This is a genomic window from Streptomyces sp. SAS_270 (genome assembly GCF_052543295.1).
In genome coordinates, this window is the sequence record NZ_JBMNDS010000095.1 from 23,468 (window position 1) to 38,315 (window position 14,848).

At 74.4% G+C, this 14,848-nt stretch carries 13 protein-coding genes; 5 read left to right on the top strand and 8 right to left on the bottom strand.

Features of this window, described 5'->3' with window-relative positions:
* Positions 1-32: 32 nt before the first annotated feature.
* From ACN6LB_RS39665 to ACN6LB_RS39690, 6 genes are all read right to left on the bottom strand, one after another.
* On the bottom strand, positions 33-647 hold the full coding sequence (locus ACN6LB_RS39665; RefSeq protein WP_445030105.1) for a hypothetical protein: 615 nt from the start codon (positions 645-647) through the stop codon (positions 33-35).
* Positions 644-2,029 carry a hypothetical protein gene (locus ACN6LB_RS39670; RefSeq protein WP_445030106.1) on the bottom strand — a complete coding sequence of 462 codons (1,386 nt, stop codon included), beginning with the start codon at positions 2,027-2,029 and terminating at the stop codon, positions 644-646. The genes ACN6LB_RS39665 and ACN6LB_RS39670 overlap by 4 nt, the downstream gene beginning before the upstream one ends.
* Positions 2,026-2,856: an ABC transporter ATP-binding protein gene (locus tag ACN6LB_RS39675; protein WP_445030107.1), complete on the bottom strand. Its 831-nt coding sequence runs from the start codon at positions 2,854-2,856 to the stop codon at positions 2,026-2,028. The genes ACN6LB_RS39670 and ACN6LB_RS39675 overlap by 4 nt, the downstream gene beginning before the upstream one ends.
* Entirely contained in the window at positions 2,853-3,815 is a 963-nt protein-coding gene (locus tag ACN6LB_RS39680) for a zf-HC2 domain-containing protein (protein ID WP_445030115.1), read from the bottom strand. The genes ACN6LB_RS39675 and ACN6LB_RS39680 overlap by 4 nt, the downstream gene beginning before the upstream one ends.
* Positions 3,816-3,820: 5 nt before the next feature.
* Positions 3,821-4,387, bottom strand: coding sequence for an RNA polymerase sigma factor (locus ACN6LB_RS39685; RefSeq protein WP_445030108.1), 567 nt, complete (start codon positions 4,385-4,387; stop codon positions 3,821-3,823).
* A gap of 85 nt (positions 4,388-4,472) precedes the next feature.
* Positions 4,473-7,655: a beta-N-acetylglucosaminidase domain-containing protein gene (locus ACN6LB_RS39690; RefSeq protein ID WP_445030109.1), complete on the bottom strand. Its 3,183-nt coding sequence runs from the start codon at positions 7,653-7,655 to the stop codon at positions 4,473-4,475.
* Positions 7,656-7,920: 265 nt separating this feature from the next.
* On the opposite strand from ACN6LB_RS39690, the gene ACN6LB_RS39695 reads away from it, so the two are divergent.
* The 3 genes from ACN6LB_RS39695 (at position 7,921) to ACN6LB_RS39705 (ending at position 10,642) form a co-directional block, all read left to right on the top strand.
* Entirely contained in the window at positions 7,921-8,151 is a 231-nt protein-coding gene (locus ACN6LB_RS39695) for a hypothetical protein (RefSeq protein ID WP_356133161.1), read from the top strand.
* On the top strand, positions 8,152-10,299 hold the full coding sequence (malQ, locus tag ACN6LB_RS39700; RefSeq protein WP_445030110.1) for a 4-alpha-glucanotransferase: 2,148 nt from the start codon (positions 8,152-8,154) through the stop codon (positions 10,297-10,299).
* 91 nt (positions 10,300-10,390) lie between these two features.
* Positions 10,391-10,642: a hypothetical protein gene (locus ACN6LB_RS39705; RefSeq protein WP_356138584.1), complete on the top strand. Its 252-nt coding sequence runs from the start codon at positions 10,391-10,393 to the stop codon at positions 10,640-10,642.
* A gap of 173 nt (positions 10,643-10,815) precedes the next feature.
* Here ACN6LB_RS39705 and ACN6LB_RS39710 read toward each other — a convergent pair whose 3' ends face one another.
* Entirely contained in the window at positions 10,816-11,412 is a 597-nt protein-coding gene (locus tag ACN6LB_RS39710) for a TetR/AcrR family transcriptional regulator (RefSeq protein WP_445030111.1), read from the bottom strand.
* A gap of 113 nt (positions 11,413-11,525) precedes the next feature.
* Between ACN6LB_RS39710 and ACN6LB_RS39715 the strand changes: the two genes are divergently transcribed.
* Positions 11,526-13,046, top strand: a complete 1,521-nt coding sequence (locus ACN6LB_RS39715; RefSeq protein ID WP_445030112.1) for an FAD-dependent monooxygenase — start codon at positions 11,526-11,528, stop codon at positions 13,044-13,046.
* A 56-nt stretch (positions 13,047-13,102) separates the two neighbouring features.
* Here the strand turns inward: ACN6LB_RS39715 and ACN6LB_RS39720 are convergent, their stop codons facing one another.
* On the bottom strand, positions 13,103-13,597 hold the full coding sequence (locus ACN6LB_RS39720) for a MarR family winged helix-turn-helix transcriptional regulator (protein WP_445030113.1): 495 nt from the start codon (positions 13,595-13,597) through the stop codon (positions 13,103-13,105).
* A 146-nt stretch (positions 13,598-13,743) separates the two neighbouring features.
* Here ACN6LB_RS39720 and ACN6LB_RS39725 point away from each other — a divergent pair, with 146 nt between their 5' ends.
* The gene (locus tag ACN6LB_RS39725) at positions 13,744-14,712 is read left to right on the top strand and encodes an EamA family transporter (protein WP_445030114.1); all 969 of its coding nucleotides are present in this window, start codon (positions 13,744-13,746) and stop codon (positions 14,710-14,712) included.
* Positions 14,713-14,848: the final 136 nt, after the last annotated feature.

The window sequence follows — 14,848 nt, forward strand, 5'->3', positions numbered from 1 at the left end:
GGGCCCCGTTCCGAAAGGCCTCACGCCTCCCGTCAGGCGCGGGGCCCTTCGGGGCGGGCGCCGCGCCGCGCGTACAGTGCCGTGCCGATCACGAAGAGCGCCAGGGCGACGGCCCAGGCACCGAGCTGCGGCCCCGACTGGAGAGGCCAGGTCAGGGCCGTGCGGGCCCTCATGCGCGGCGCCGAAGCCGAGAAGTACACGGCACTGAAGTACAACGTCGTCGGCAGCCAGCTCACCCGCGCGCCGCACAGCACCGCCGAGAGGGCCGTCAGGCCGGTCGCCCCCAGCGTGTTGCGGACCATCCCCGCCGCGCCGAACACCTGCGAGTGTCCCGGGAGGGCGAGGGCCAGCGCCGTCGCCGCGAGCGCGGTGAGCAGCAGGAGGTGGGTCAGCCTCCTCGGCCACCACGGGCGTACGGCGGTGTTGTCCAGGTCGCGGGTGTGGGAGTGGAGGCTGACGCCGATCGCGGCCGAGGCCAGCAGAGGAGCCAGCGAGAGCAGTGGAACCCTGCGGTCCGGGTCGAGGTAGAAGTCCGGGCGGCTCGCCGCCCACAGGGTGAGCAGCGCGGCGCAGACGAGCGCGGCCAGCGTGGCCGGGACACCGCGGGAGCGGCCGTACAGCGCGAGTGGGGTCGAAGGGGTGCTCACAGGGCCGGGACCTCCTTGGGGTCCGGGTCGCAGTCCCGGGCCGTGGCGAAGTACGTGCTCAGCCAGGTACGACGCTCGTCGTCGGACATGGCGGTGAGGTGCTCGTAGGCCTTGTCCTCGGCGCGGAGCCGCGCGAGCTCCTTGTCGTCCCCGCGCTGCCGTGCGCTCGCCACCGACTGGTCGTGCAACTCCTTGTCGAGGTGGCGCGGAGCCAGCCAGCGCACCATCGCGGCGTCCGCGGTCCTGACCCGCTCCGCGGACGGCACCCCGTCACAGTCCTGGCGCACGAGCGCGAGGGCCGCCTCCCAGGTGTACTGCTCCGGATCGGTCACCCTGGCGCGTACGGCGCTCCAGCCGAACGGCGTGAGCATCGGCAGCTGCGCCTCGTCCCGGTGCGGCTCGCCCGGCCGGTCCTCGAAACGGACCGGCAGATTCCGTACGCCCCTCAGCCGGCCGGTGAGACCGGACAGGGCGTCGGCGACCTCCGGCAGCATGCCCGGGTAGGTGGCGTTGACGCAGACGCGCGGGGTGGTGGAGTCGTCGCACACCTGGTGACGAGCGAGCGGGTTTTCCTGCATCAGGCCGTCGCCCGTCTGGACCAGCAGGACGGCGGCGCCCAGCGCCGCCGTGAGCGGCAGCAGCGCCGTGGCCCTGCGGCGGGCGGCATGCGCCAGGGCCGCCGCGACGGCGAGACCGGTCGTCCACACGGCCAGTGCGAGCGGGTACCACCACAGGTGGAGGTCGTCGTGGGAGCCGCGCACGAAGGCGAGGGCGAGATAGCGAAGGGCGGACTGTGCGCCGTTGAGCATCCCGAACAGGACGAACGCGGCCAGCGCGAGCGCCGGAGCCGTCAGCCGCCAGGGCGCGATCCGCCCGATCACATGGCCGAGCAGCGAGCAGGCGGCGAGGGCGATCGCGGTCCCGGCGAAGACGGTCGGCTCGGGGGCGCCTGCCGAGGCGTACGGCGCACACGCGAGCAACGCCCCGGCGACCGCGGCCAGGTACGCCGTCACCAGCCAGCCCGCGAGCGGCAGGGCGGCGGTCGACAACTGCGCCAGCGGTGTCCGGGAGACCGAGGCGCGCAGCTCCGTCATCCCCCGCCGGTGCTCCCGGCCGCCCTGCCAGGCCCCCGCCGCGAGCGCGAACGGAGCGCCGATCAGACCGGCACCTATGGCCAGACGGCCGGAGGTCTCCCCCCAACTGCCCTGCCACTGATCGGCCGTGAACACGAGCCCCCAGACGAGCGCCACGAACAACGCGGCACCGGCCCAGGGGGCGAAGCCGCGCAGCGCCTCGGTGCGCAGGGGAGGGCGGCGCGCGGGAGTGGTCCGAGGAGCCACGGGGGCGTTGCCGGGCGGTGTTTGCAGGGTCTGTGTGCTCATCGGGCGGCTCCCGTCGCCCGGTGGGACCGGTCCGAGGGGCCCGAGAAGCCGGACACGGCGGCGCGGTGGCCGCGCAGGGCCGCGGTGTAGCCGCGCTCGAAGGCGTTGCCGTCGCTCTCGTCGCCGTCCACGCCGAGGGCGGCGAGCGAGGCGGGGGTGCCCCGGTAGGCGACCCGGCCGGACTCGATCAGGGTCACCTCCGTACAGGCGGCGGCCACGTCCTCCACCAGGTGGGTGGAGACGAGCACGGTCGAGGACCTGCCCAGGTCGCGGAGGAGTGCGCGGAACTCGACGCGCTGCTCCGGGTCGAGGCCCGCGGTGGGCTCGTCGAGGAGCAGGATGCGCGGGTCGTTCACGATGGCCTGCGCGATGCCGACGCGGCGGACCATGCCGCCGGACAGCGTCCTGACCTTGGCGTCGATACGGTCGGCGAGCCCGACGCGGTCCACGGCCCGCTCGACCGCGGCCGGGGTGGCGGCGGCCGGCAGCTCCTTCAGCCACGCCACGTACGCGACGAACTCCCGCACGGTGAAGCCCGGGTAGTACCCGAACTCCTGGGGCAGATAGCCGAGTTCACGGCGTACGGCACTGCGCTCCCGGTGGCCGCGCAGATCGCCGCCGAGCATCTCGACCCGGCCCTCGGAGGGCTCCGCGACCGTCGCGAGGACCCGGATGAGAGAGGTCTTGCCGGCGCCGTTGGGCCCGAGCAGGCCGTGCACGCCCGGGGCGAAGTCCAGGTCCACGGCGTTCAGGGCGGTGGTCCTGCGGTGGCGGACGGTCAGCTTGGAGAGACGGATGGAAGGGGGTGCGGTCGCGGTGCTGGTCACATCGTCTCCAGACGGTCGTACGCGGTGCGGCGCGCGGCGAGGAGGAGGGCGCACAGCACGGCTGCGGCCGCCCAGCCTCCCTGAGGTGCGGCGCCGGTGAAGTAGAGGTCGAGTTGGTGCGTGAGACGGGCCGTCAGGCCGGCTCCGGAGGAGGCCAGGCCGGTCCCGGTGGCGGTCAGGACGGGCGCCGCCAGCGCGAGCAGCCAGCCCCCGCCGACCACCGCCGTGCCGATACGGCAGCCCACGTACCCGGACAGCAGCAGCGAGCCCAGCGTCAGGGCGAGCCCGGGCAGCAGCCAGGCGGCCGCCGCCGGGGCCTCCGGCAGCCGGGGCGGGGCGGCCGGCAGCAGCAGCCCGGCGACCGTGAGCAGCGGCACGCTCAGCGCCAGCACGGCGGCGGTCCGGGTCAGCAGCAGGCGCAGCCCGCTCGACGGTGACGCGGCGGTGATCTCGTGCAACGGATCGGCGTGGCGCCCGTACGACAGGGCGACCCCCGCCAGGGGCATCGCGGGCGCGAGCGCCAGCAGCAGCGGCTTCGCGCCGCCGAACCCGGCCACGTACGCCAGCGCCACCGCCCCCACGGCGACCAGGACCACGGCCCCGGTCCAGGCCCCGCGCATCGCGGGCCCGGCGGCCCACAGGATCCGGCCGAACCGGCCCCCGACGGCTCGGGCCCGCGCCGTGCGGTGGGTCGGTGCGAGGGCCGGCGCCGCCGCCCCCACCGCGTCCAGGACCGTGTCGCGCACCTCCGCCAGGACGACCCCCGCCGCGCCCTCGCGGGCCGCTCGGGAGACCCGGGCGGCGCAGTTTCCGCAGTTCTCCAGGTGCTTCTCCAGGGACCAGGCGTCCGCATCCGGAAGGGAACCGTCCGCGTAGCGGGCCACGAGATCGTCCGGGGCGTGCCAGCTCGCCCCACCGGTCGTGCCCTTCGTGCCGTTCCTGTCGTTCCTACGGCTCATGCTGCTCATGCCAGGCCTCCCAGCGGGGACGGGTCGAGCTGGGCGAGGGCCGCGCGGAGCTCGGCGCGGGCGCGCATGGCGCGGGTCTTGACGGTGCCTTCGGGGATGCCGAGGAGGCGGGCGGCCTCGCGGGTGGTCAGCCCGTCGACGACGGTGGCACGCAGCACCTCGCGCAGCTCGGGCGAGATGCGGTCCAGGGCGGTGCCGACGTCCCCGTACTCCAGGCCCGCCAGAACGCGTTCCTCGGCGGACGGTGCCGGCACCGGCGCCGCGTACTCCACCCGCTCCACCCGCTCCTGCACCCGCCGAGCGTCCACCAGGCGCCGCGCGGCGATCGTCCACAGCCAGCCGCCGGCCTCGGTCCCGCGGTACGAGGCGGCCGACCGCCACACGGTCACGAAGGTGTCCTGCAGCACCTCCCGCACGACCTCGGGGTCCCCGCAGCGCCGGGTCAGCCGCACGTGCAGCCACCCGGCGTGCCGGTCGTACAGCGCGGCCATCGCCGCCGAGTCCCCGTGCGCGACGGCCCGCAGCAGCGCCGCGTCCGTAACGTCCTCCCGGTGGCCCCTCATGGGGCGGAACAGTCTCACACCCCGTCTATCGATCACCTTGTGGCCATCGGTTCACAAGAGCCGCTCGCAAAGGACGGGACGCGGCTCACTCCGCCACGGCGTACGCCTCCACCGACCACAGCGAATACCCGAACCGCGTCGCCCGCTTGTCACCCTGCACCCGTACGTACCGGACGTCGCGCTCGTCGAACCGGACGGACTCACGGCCGCCGCGGCCGTCCCGGACCGTCGCCGCGGTGCGCCAGGTGCGGCCGTCGGCGGAGACCTGGATGCGGTACGCGGAGGGGTGGGCGTCCTGCCAGTGCAGGACGACCTGGCCGAGGCGGACCGGCACGACCGGCTCGTTGAGCCGCACCTGCCACCAGGCGCCGTCCTCGACGGGGGAGGACCAACGGGTTCCCGGATCCCCGTCGTTCGCCGCCCGCGCCGGGAAGTCCGGCGTCTCGTCACCCGAGGAGGACGCTTGTCCGTCCAGCGCGAGATCGGGGCCCGCCGTGCGCGGGAAGGCCCGGACGGTCACCGTGCGCACCGCGTCACCGAAGGCGAGCGTGATCTCGTACTCCCCCGAGGGCGTCCCGGCGGGGACGGAGACCTCCACCGGAACGTCAACGGCCGCACCGCGAGGGAGAGTCGACTTCCTGGGGACGTGCACCTCGATGCCCTTGGGTGCCCGCACCGTCAGCTTCCCGTGCGTGTCGGCGGGCCGCAGCGATGTCAGCCTGGCCGTCACCCGCCCGCTGCCGCCGATCTCGACGTCCGCCTCGGCGCGCGCCAACTCCAGTGCGGCGCCGGGGGAGTCGGCGTACCACGGCACGAGATGGCGTACGCGCGAGGGCACCGCACCGCTCACGCGCAGGGCGTCCGCCCGGAGCCGGCAGGGGAGTTCGGTCGCGCCGCCCGCGGAGAGCGCGCCGAGCAGGCGCCAGCCCTCGCCGGGTACGTGCGCCTCGACCGAGCCGGGGGTGCCGGGCTCGGTGAGAACGGTCACCGTGCTGAGCGTGCGGGCTCGGGGGAGGCGCACGGTGCGGCCGTCGCCGGCGTTCGCGCCAGGACCGGGCTCGGCGCCCGGACCGGGTTCAGTGCCCGCACCGGGTTCGGCGGCCGGCTCGTGGTCGAGGCCCGCCCAACTCTCGTACGCCGTCCGGGCTTTGGACAGGAAGGGGCCGAGGACCCCCTTGCCGACCGTCACCCGGCTCGCCGCGAGTTCGGCGCGGGCCCTGTCGAGGGCGCGGTACGCCGCCCAGGCCGCCGTGGCGTCGCCGTCCGACTGGGCGCGCAACATGGCAAGGGCCGTCTCGCCCGCCTCGCCGTAGCGCGCCAACTTCTCGGTCCAGGGCGCCACTTCGGACGCCAGGGAGCTTCCGGACAGCCGCTCGGGGATCTCGCGCAGCACCGTGAACGCGGCACGCAGCCGCTGCTCCGCCCGCGCGTCGGCCGCCTTGTCCGTCGTCGTGCGCGCCTGCCAGAACGCGGCGAGGAGCGGACGCAGATACGCCGACTCGTCACCGTCGAGGACCGACGAGGCGTCGTTGCCGGCCAGCGCGGACAGCGCCTCCTCGCGGCGCCCGTCTCCGGCCGCGAGGTCGTCGATCGCCGCCTTCCAGGACTCCTCGGGGCGGTAGTTGCGAGGGTTCCAGGCGAAGTCGGCGGCGGTGAACAGCGGGATGCGGGAGGCCTCGGCCTGCTCCATCCCGTTGGCGAGCAGTGCCGCCGAGCCGGTCGCGACGGCGGGTTCACGGCCCGTGTAGGGGCCGAGGAAGACGCGGTCCTGCGCGTAGTCGTTGACCGGGTAGTTGTCCATGGTGACGAGCCGATGCCCCCCGAACGCCGCCCGGGCGCGGGCGAGTTCGCTTCCCGTGACGGTCCGCGGCACGACACCCACGCCCGTCCACGCGACCTCGACACGCTCGTCCAGCGCGCTCGCGAGCGCCCGCCGGTAGTCGGTCGAACCGTCCTGGAAGTACTCGGTCGGCATCAGCGACAACGCGGCCGCGTCCGGGTGCCGTTCGGCGAGCTGCCGGGCCACCTCGTTCGCCACGCGCGCCTGCGCCTTCGCGGCCGCCTCGGAGCCGGAGCCGAACGTCCCGGCGTCCGCGTCGCAGTGCCACTCGCTGTAGCTGACGTCCTGGAACTGGAGCTGGAAGGCCCTGAATCCGAGCGCCCACATCGCGTCGAGCTTGCGGGTCAGGGCGCGCACGTCGGCGTCCGACGAGAAGCACATCGCCTGCCCGGGGGCCACCGCCCAGGCCAGGGTGACGTGATTGCGGCGCGCCCGCTCCGCCAACGTCCGGAAATCCGCCCGCTGCCGGTCCGGGTACACCTCGCGCCAGCGCTGTTGGCGGTAGAGATCGTCTCCGGGGGCGTACACATAGCGGTTCTGCTTGGTGCGGCCCATGAAGTCGAGCTGCGCCAGGCGCTGTTCGCGGGTCCACGGGGTGCCGTAGAAGCCCTCGGTGGTGCCGCGCACGGCGGTGCCGGGCCAGTCGCGCACGACGGCTCCCGCGATCCGACCGTCGTGGCCCGTCAGCTGACGGAGCGTCTGCACCGCGTGGAACAGGCCGTCCTCGCCGACGCCCGCGAGAGCGACCGTGTCATGGCCCTCGAAGCGGCCGACCGCCAGCCGGTAGCCGCCGGAGGGGAGGTCCGCCCGGGGCGCGGCCCCGAGCGCGGTGAGCGCCTCGTCCCACGGGGTGGCCGCGCGCGCACCAAGAGCGTGCGAACCGTCGGCGGCCGCGCTCCCGGCATGCCCGCCGAACCCGTACGCCCGGCCCGTGCCCTTGGTGCCGTCGGATCCTGCCCCCGGCCCGGTCTCCGCTCCCGGCCCCGGCCCCGACTCCGTCTCGGTCCCCGCACGCACCACCAGCGCGCCGGCGGGGAGCGTGTCCCCCGCGTGCGCCGTGGTGATCCTCCGCGCACCCGCAGCGCGCAGCAGCGCACGCAGCGCGTCGAGGGCGTACGGGTCGGTCACCGCGCCCCTCGTTTCGTCGGTCAGCAGGACGACCTCGTCCGGGACCGCGACCGGGGCGGAGCTCGCGCGCAGCGACTGGGGCCGGGGCCAGACCGCGGGCAGCGTGGCCGCAGCCAGCGTCCGGTCGTCCGCGGAGGCCGGCGGCGCGTGCGGCGCCGCGACGACCGCGGGAGCCGCGCCCAGCGTGCCCGCGACGACGGCGATCGCGAGGGCGACCGCACCCCGTCCGCGCCGCGGCTGCCCGGGCAGCCGTCCGCCTTGCGTGCCTCGTACCGCTCCCGTCCAACGCCGGAGCTGCACCGGCCCCCTCCTCGTCGCTGCTCGACTCGGCCCCCACGGCTCTGTCAGGGCGGCCACGACCCCACCATTCACGCGGTGGAGGTGTCAACGGGAGGAGGTGACGGTGCCGGGGGGAGTAGCCGTTGTGCGGCAATTGCCCTAGCCTGCACAAGGTGTGACCAGTGCCATGTTGTTCGGTGTTTGCGTTCCCGTGCGTCTGCGGATGCGCTCGCTGGGTAGGGCTGCGGTAACCCGCTCGAAGCCGTACGACATCAAGGAGGCCCTCGTGGCCGCATCCGCGCACCTGCTCCTGACAGCCCTCTCCAAACCCTCGGCGGAACCGTCCGCCGAACCGCATTTCTGCGTCTTCAGCGCCGAGGGCAGCAGCGCCGAGGCCCCGCTGACCAGCGAGCCGCCCCTGCCGGACGCGGAACCCCTCACCAGCGAGCCGCCGCTCGCCGACACGGCACCCCTGACCAGCGAGCCCACGTCGACCGGTACCGCCTCGGGGGTGTAGATGCCGCTGTCCCGGCTCGCCGACCTGCACGGCGTCGCCACCTCCTACAGCCCGTCCCCGGGCCGCACCGTCGCGGCCTCGGACGCCGCGGTCGTCGCGGCCCTGGCGGCGCTCGGCGTCGACGCGAGCACCCCGGAGGCCGTCCGCGCCGCCCTCGCCGCCCGCGAGGCGCAGGTCCGCGACCGGCTGCTGCCGCCGACCGTGGTCTGCTGGAGCGGCGCCGCATCCCCGGCCGAGGACCACTCCGAAGACCCCGCGGGCCCCGCCCCCGCGGCCCGCGCCGGACGCCGGGGCGCCCCGCTGCCGAAGGCCCTCGCCGACCTGCCGCCCGGCACCCGGCTGCGCATCGAGACCGAGCAGGGCGAGACGCGCGCCTCGGCCGAGCAACTCCCGCTCGGCGTCCACGCGTTGCGGGCCACCGCGCCCGACGGCCGCACCGCCGACGTCCACCTCGTCGTCGCCCCCGCCCGGCTGCCCACACCCGCCGGACGCACCTACGGACTCCTCGTCCAGCTCTACTCCCTGCTCTCTCAGCGCTCCTGGGGGATGGGCGACCTCGGCGACCTCGCCGAGCTGACCGCCTGGGCGGGCCGCGCGCTGGGCGCCGGATTCGTGCAGGTCAACCCGTTGCACGCGGCCGTACCCGGCGCCCCCACCGACCCCTCCCCCTACCGGCCCTCCTCCCGCCGCTTCCCCGACCCCGTGCACCTGCGCGTCGAGGACATCCCCGAGTTCCCGTACGCCGACGAGCGCGACCGGCTGCGTACGCTGCTGGAACGCGCCGCCGGACTGCGCGAGTCCGTCCTGCACAAAGGGGCGTTGATCGACCGCGACGCCGTCTGGGAGCTCAAGCGCGAAGCACTGGAACTGGTGCGCGCGGTACCCCTCGGCCCCGGACGCCTCGCCGCCTACGCGGACTTCCTCGCGGAGGAAGGGCAGGCACTGGAGGACCACGCCACCTGGTACGCGCTCGCCGAGGTCCACGGCTCCGACTGGCAGCAGTGGCCCGCCGCGCTGCGCGACCCCCGCTCGCCCGAAACAGCCCGCGCCCGCTCGGAGTTGATGGACCGCGTCGACTTCCACAGCCGCCTCGCCTGGCTCACCGACGCCCAACTCGCCGCCGCCCAGCGCTCCGCGCGCGACGCGGGCATGCCGGTGGGGCTCGTGCACGACCTCGCCGTCGGCGTTCACCCCGGCGGAGCCGACGCCTGGGCGCAGCAGGAGTACTTTGCCGCCGGAATGTCGGTCGGCGCGCCCCCGGACGCCTTCAACTCGCGCGGCCAGGACTGGGGCCTGCCCCCCTGGCGCCCCGACCGCCTGGCCGACTCCGGCTACGCCCCGTACCGCCGTCTGCTGCGCGCCCTCTTCCGGTACGCGGGCGCCCTGCGCATCGACCACGTCATGGGCCTGTTCCGGCTCTGGTGGATCCCGCAGGGCGAGCAGCCGACGCAGGGCACGTACGTCCGCTACGACGCCGAGGCCATGCTCGCGATCCTCGCGCTGGAGGCCGCCCGCGCCGGGGCCCTGGTGATCGGCGAGGACCTCGGCACCGTGGAACCGGGCGTGCGCGAGACCCTGCACGAGCACGGGGTGCTCGGCACGTCCGTGCTCTGGTTCGAGCGCGACTGGGAGGGCGACGGGCTGCCGCTGCCGCCCGAACGCTGGCGCGCCGACTGCCTCGCCACCGCCACCACCCACGACCTGCCCTCCACCGCCTCCCGGCTGACCGGCGACCACGTCGAACTCCGCGCCGCCCTGGGCCTGTTGACGGGCACCCTGGACGAGGAGCGGGCCGCGGCGTCCGCGGAGGCGGGGGAGTGGTTGGCGCTGCTCACCCGGCTCGGGCTGCTGCCGGGCGCGAGCGGCGGGGTGTGCGCCGAGACGGAGGAGGCGGAGATCCAGGCCGTGCACCGGTTCCTGCTGCGCACCCCGGCCCGCATGATCGGCGTCTGGCTGCCGGACACGGTCGGCGACCGGCGTCCCCAGAACCTGCCCGGCACCTGGGACCAGTACCCGAACTGGCGGCTGCCGGTCGCGGATGCCGAGGGGCGCCCGGTGACCCTGGAGGAACTGGCTGCCTCGCCCCGCCTGCACGCCCTCCTGGACGTGCTGCGGCCCCGCCCCGGGGCCGGCCGCGAGCACCTCTGAGGCCCCCGGGTTCCCGCGTGCGGCCTCCCGGGGTCCTTCATACGGCCACCCCGGGCGCGCGGCTCGTTCGGGCGTTCGCTACGTTGGCACCGTGGACAAGAAGAACGCCCTGCGCGCCGGCGCCCTGGCTGCCGGTACGACGCTGATGATGCTGCTCATGTCGTCCCCCGCGCTCGCGCTGACCCGCGACGACGGCGACGACCCCGGCAATGGCCTGAGCGTGATCGAAACGCTCGGCCTCTACGTCGCGGCGCCGCTCGCGCTGTTCCTGGTCATCGCGGGCCTGGTCATGGTCCTCGACAAGTCGAAGGACCGGCAGCCGAAGGTCAAGGCAAAGGCCTGACCTCGGCGTTCCCGCTCGGGCCCGCTCTTTCGGGCCGGCATTCCCGGCCTGCTCCGGCAGGGCCCGTAGCAGCCGCCGAACTTTTCCCGAGGGCGCCGTCCTCGCCTCCCGTACGCGCATTCGCCGTACGGGGGTGAGGACGGCGCCCTCGCTGTGTGCGCGGGCCGTGGCCGTCAGGGGTTCGGCGCCGTGAGATACCGCTGCACCGTCGGCGCCAGCCACGCCACGACCTCCTCGCGGTGCAGCGCGCTGGCCGACTCGAACCGCAGGACGTAGCGGGTGAGTGCCATCCCGAGCATCTGCGACGCGACGAGCGCGGCCCGCACCGGCGCCTGCTCGGGGTCGGGGCAGCAGCGCAGGGCGACCGGCAGGATCTGGTCCCGGAAGACGCCCTGCATGCGCTGCGCGCCGGCCGGGTGGGTGACGCCGACCCGGAGCAGCACCGTGAGCACGTCGTTCTCCTCCCAGAGGTCGAGGAAGTGGCCCACCAGCACGCGGCCCACCTCGCTCGGGTCCAGCCCGTCCGGCTGCGGCATCCGCAGGTCGGCGTCGAGGACCGTGGCGAACAGCCCCTCCTTCGAGCCGTAGTACCGCATCACCATCGACGGATCGATCCCCGCGTCCTTGGCGATCGCACGGATGGTGGCCCGCTCGTAGCCGTCCGCCGCGAAACGCTCGCGGGCGGCCGTGAGGATGGCGTTGCGGGTGGCGTCGGAGCGGCGCGGGGACCGCGATCCGGACTCTGTGGCTCTGCTGTCACTGCCGTTCATGCCAACAACCGTAGGCCAACACCTGTTGACAGTCCAGAGCGACAGCTCTACGTTGGTCAACGAGCGTTGGTCAACAAGTGTTGGCAAACGGACGTTGGTATTGGGAGGTCCTCATGAACGGCACCGGGAACGACAGCAGCACGAACCTCGCCACCGGCACGGGCCCGAACTCCGGCTCCAGCTCCGGCGCCGACTCCGCCGCCGTCATCGTCGTGGGTTCCGGCCCCACCGGCCTGCTGCTGGCCGCCGACCTCGCCACCGCCGGCGTCCCGGTCACCCTCGTCGAGAAGCGCCCGCACAAGATCAGCAACCTCTCCCGTGCCTTCGTCCTGCACGCCCGCACCCTGGAGCAGCTCGACGCCCGGGGTCTCGCCGACGAGCTGGAGGAGCAGGGCGAGGCCCTCGACCGCATCCGGCTCTTCGGCCGGCTCACCGTCGCGCTCGACACCCTGCCCTCCCGCTTCAACCACCTGCTCGTCATCCCGCAGTACGAGGTGGAGAAGGCGCTGCAGCGGCGCGCTGAGGAGGCCGGGGTGCGGTTCGTGTACGAGACCGAGGTGACCGGGCTGCGTCAGGACGCGGACGGGGTGACGCTCGAAGTCCGGGGCGCGGACGGGGAGGCGGAGCAGTTGCGGGCCGCGTACGTCGTCGGTACGGACGGGATGCGCAGCGCGGTGCGCGAGGCGATCGGGCAGCCGTTCCCCGGAAAGTCGGTGATCCGTTCCGTCGTCCTCGCGGACGTGCTGCTCGACGAGCGGCCCGAGACCCTGCTGACCGTCGCCACCGTCGGCGACACCTTCGCCTTCATCGCCCCCTTCGGCGACGGCTACTACCGCGTGATCGGCTGGGACCGCCGCCACAACGTCCCCGACAGCGAGCCGCTCGAACTCGACGAGGTCAAGGACATCGCCCGGCGCGCCCTCGGCCGCGACTACGGCATGCGCGAGGCCCGTTGGATGTCCCGCTTCCACAGCGACGAGCGCCAGGTGCCCGAGTACCGCGTCGGCCGGGTCTTCCTCGCCGGGGACGCCGCGCATGTGCACACCCCGGCCGGCGGGCAGGGCATGAACACCGGTCTCCAGGACGCGGCGAACCTCGGCTGGAAGCTGGCGGCGGTCGTCAGCGGACATGCGGACGCCGCCCTGTTGGACACCTACCAGGCCGAACGCCACCCCGTCGGCGAGTCCGTCCTGCGCAGCAGCGGTGGCATGGTGCGGCTCGCGATGGCCAAGCGCCCCTGGACGCTGGCCCTGCGCGGCGTGCTCACCACCGTCCTCGACCAGGTCGGCCCCGCCCGCCGCAAGGCGACCGGGCAGCTCACCGGCATCGGATACGCCTACCCGGCGCCGCGCGGCTCCCACAAGCTCGTCGGCACCCGGGTCCCGGACGTCGCCCTGAGCGGCGGCCGCCTCTACGAGGCCCTGCGCGGCGGCAGGTTCGTCCTCGTCACCCCGCGGCCGGACGACGCCGAGGGCGCGGCCGGGCAGCGCAAGGGGCGCCTCACCGTGGAGAGCTGGGCGAGCGACCGGCGTACGACGGTGCTGGTGCGCCCCGACGGATACGTGGCCTGGGCGGCGGAGTCCCCGGAGCCTGCGGAGCTGGAGACGGCCCTGACCGCGGCGGTGGGCCGCTAGGGGCTGTCCGCCGGAGGTGCCGCCGGGGCCCGCCTCGCCGGGCTCCTCCTCGGACCCTAGTCCACCGCTCCCAGCAACTCCCGCAACAGGTCGGCCAGTTGGCCGGCCTGTTCGTCGTCGAGCCGGGAGAGGGCGGCCGTCTGTGCGGCGAGCCCCGCGCCGACGGCCTCGTCGATCAGACGGAAGCCCTCGTCCGTCAGTGTGACCTGGAGCCCGCGCCGGTCGTGCGGATCGGGGGAGCGCCGCAGCAGCCCCGCACGCTCCAGTTTGTCCAGGCGTCCTGTCATGCCGCCGGTGGTGAGCATCAAAGTCGCCGAGAGCTGCCGGGGCGAGAGCGTGTACGGGGCGTCCGAGCGGCGCAGCGTCGCCAGGACGTCGAACTCCCCGCGCGAGATCCCGAACCGGGCGTACGCCTTCTCCATCCGGTCGCTCATCGCCCGGGAGAGCCGGAAGATCCGCCCGAAGACCTCCATCGCGGCGGTGTCGAGGTCCGGCCGTACGGCGGCCCACTGCTCGATGATCGCGTCGACGGCGTCCTTCGAAGTCTCCATGAGGGCGAGTATCCGCCGCCGGTCGGTCGTTCGCAAGAAAGTAGCTTGACGGAAAGTAGCTTGCGAGTAAGCTACTTTCCATCGACCTACTTGAGGATCGGGGCGCAAGGCCTCAACCCCTCGTCCGCCGGGAAAGCGAGTTCGCCATGAAGCGGTCCGCGACCGTCCTGCTCACCGCTCTCGCCCCCATGTCCTGGGGCACCACCTACGCGGTCACCACCGAGTTCCTCCCGGCGGACCGCCCCCTGTTCACCGCGGCGATGCGCGCCCTGCCCGCCGGGCTGGTCCTGCTCGCGCTGGCCCGCGTCCTGCCGCGCGGCGTCTGGTGGGGGAAGGCGGCGGTGCTGGGCGCGCTGAACATCGGCGCCTTCTTCCCGCTCCTCTTCCTCTCCGCGTACCGGCTGCCCGGCGGCATGGCGGCGGTCTTCGGCTCGGTCGGGCCGCTGTTCGTGGCGGGCCTCGCCACGGTCCTGCTCGGCGACCGGCCGACCCTGCGCACCGTCCTCACCGGCATCGCGGCGGCCCTCGGCGTCAGCCTCGTCGTCCTGAAGGCGGCCGGTGCGCTCGACCTCGTCGGTGTCCTGGCCGCGCTCGCCTCGACCGCGTCGATGTCCACCGGCACGGTGCTCACCAAGCGGTGGGGCCGCCCGGACGGAGTCGGCCCGCTGGCGCTCACCGCCTGGCAGCTGACGGCCGGCGGACTGCTGATAGCCCCGCTCGCCCTTCTCGTCGAGGGCGCGCCGCCCGCGCTGGACGGCCGCGCGGTCTCCGGGTACGCCTATCTCGCCCTGGCCAACACGGCGGTCGCGTACTGGCTCTGGTTCCGCGGCATCGGCCGCCTCACCGCCACCCAGGTCACCTTCCTCGGCCCGCTCTCCCCGCTGACCGCGGCCGTCATCGGCTGGGCGGCGCTGGACCAGGCGCTCACCCCGGTCCAGCTGGCGGGCATGGCGCTGGCGTTCGGGGCGACGGTCCTCGGGCAGCTCAAGCCGCGCGGCAAGGCGCACACCGCGCCGCGTACGGCCCCCGCGAGCGGCTCGATACCTTTCAGTTCAACTGAACAGAATGGTCGAAAAGATTCGATGGACGTGACAGTTCCCGCCCTGCGACGGTAGTCCGGAAGCGATCACCGAACGAAGGGGTACCTGTGGCAGTCCTGGACCGGACACATCCGCACCGCGCGAGGCGCGGAAGCGAGCCGGCGGCGAGGGCGAGGAAGGGGTCCGTGGGCCTCGGCCTCGCCCCCTCCTC

What these genes read in the sequence shown, in the direction of transcription:
- ACN6LB_RS39715 (WP_445030112.1), top strand. Translation starts at nt 11,526, where the DNA reads ATGAACGGCACCGGGAACGACAGCAGCACGAACCTCGCCACCGGCACG.
- ACN6LB_RS39680 (WP_445030115.1), bottom strand. Translation starts at nt 3,815, where the DNA reads ATGAGCCGTAGGAACGACAGGAACGGCACGAAGGGCACGACCGGTGGG.
- malQ (WP_445030110.1), top strand. Translation starts at nt 8,152, where the DNA reads ATGCCGCTGTCCCGGCTCGCCGACCTGCACGGCGTCGCCACCTCCTAC.
- ACN6LB_RS39725 (WP_445030114.1), top strand. Translation starts at nt 13,744, where the DNA reads ATGAAGCGGTCCGCGACCGTCCTGCTCACCGCTCTCGCCCCCATGTCC.
- ACN6LB_RS39710 (WP_445030111.1), bottom strand. Translation starts at nt 11,412, where the DNA reads ATGAACGGCAGTGACAGCAGAGCCACAGAGTCCGGATCGCGGTCCCCG.
- ACN6LB_RS39720 (WP_445030113.1), bottom strand. Translation starts at nt 13,597, where the DNA reads ATGGAGACTTCGAAGGACGCCGTCGACGCGATCATCGAGCAGTGGGCC.
- ACN6LB_RS39685 (WP_445030108.1), bottom strand. Translation starts at nt 4,387, where the DNA reads ATGAGGGGCCACCGGGAGGACGTTACGGACGCGGCGCTGCTGCGGGCC.
- ACN6LB_RS39670 (WP_445030106.1), bottom strand. Translation starts at nt 2,029, where the DNA reads ATGAGCACACAGACCCTGCAAACACCGCCCGGCAACGCCCCCGTGGCT.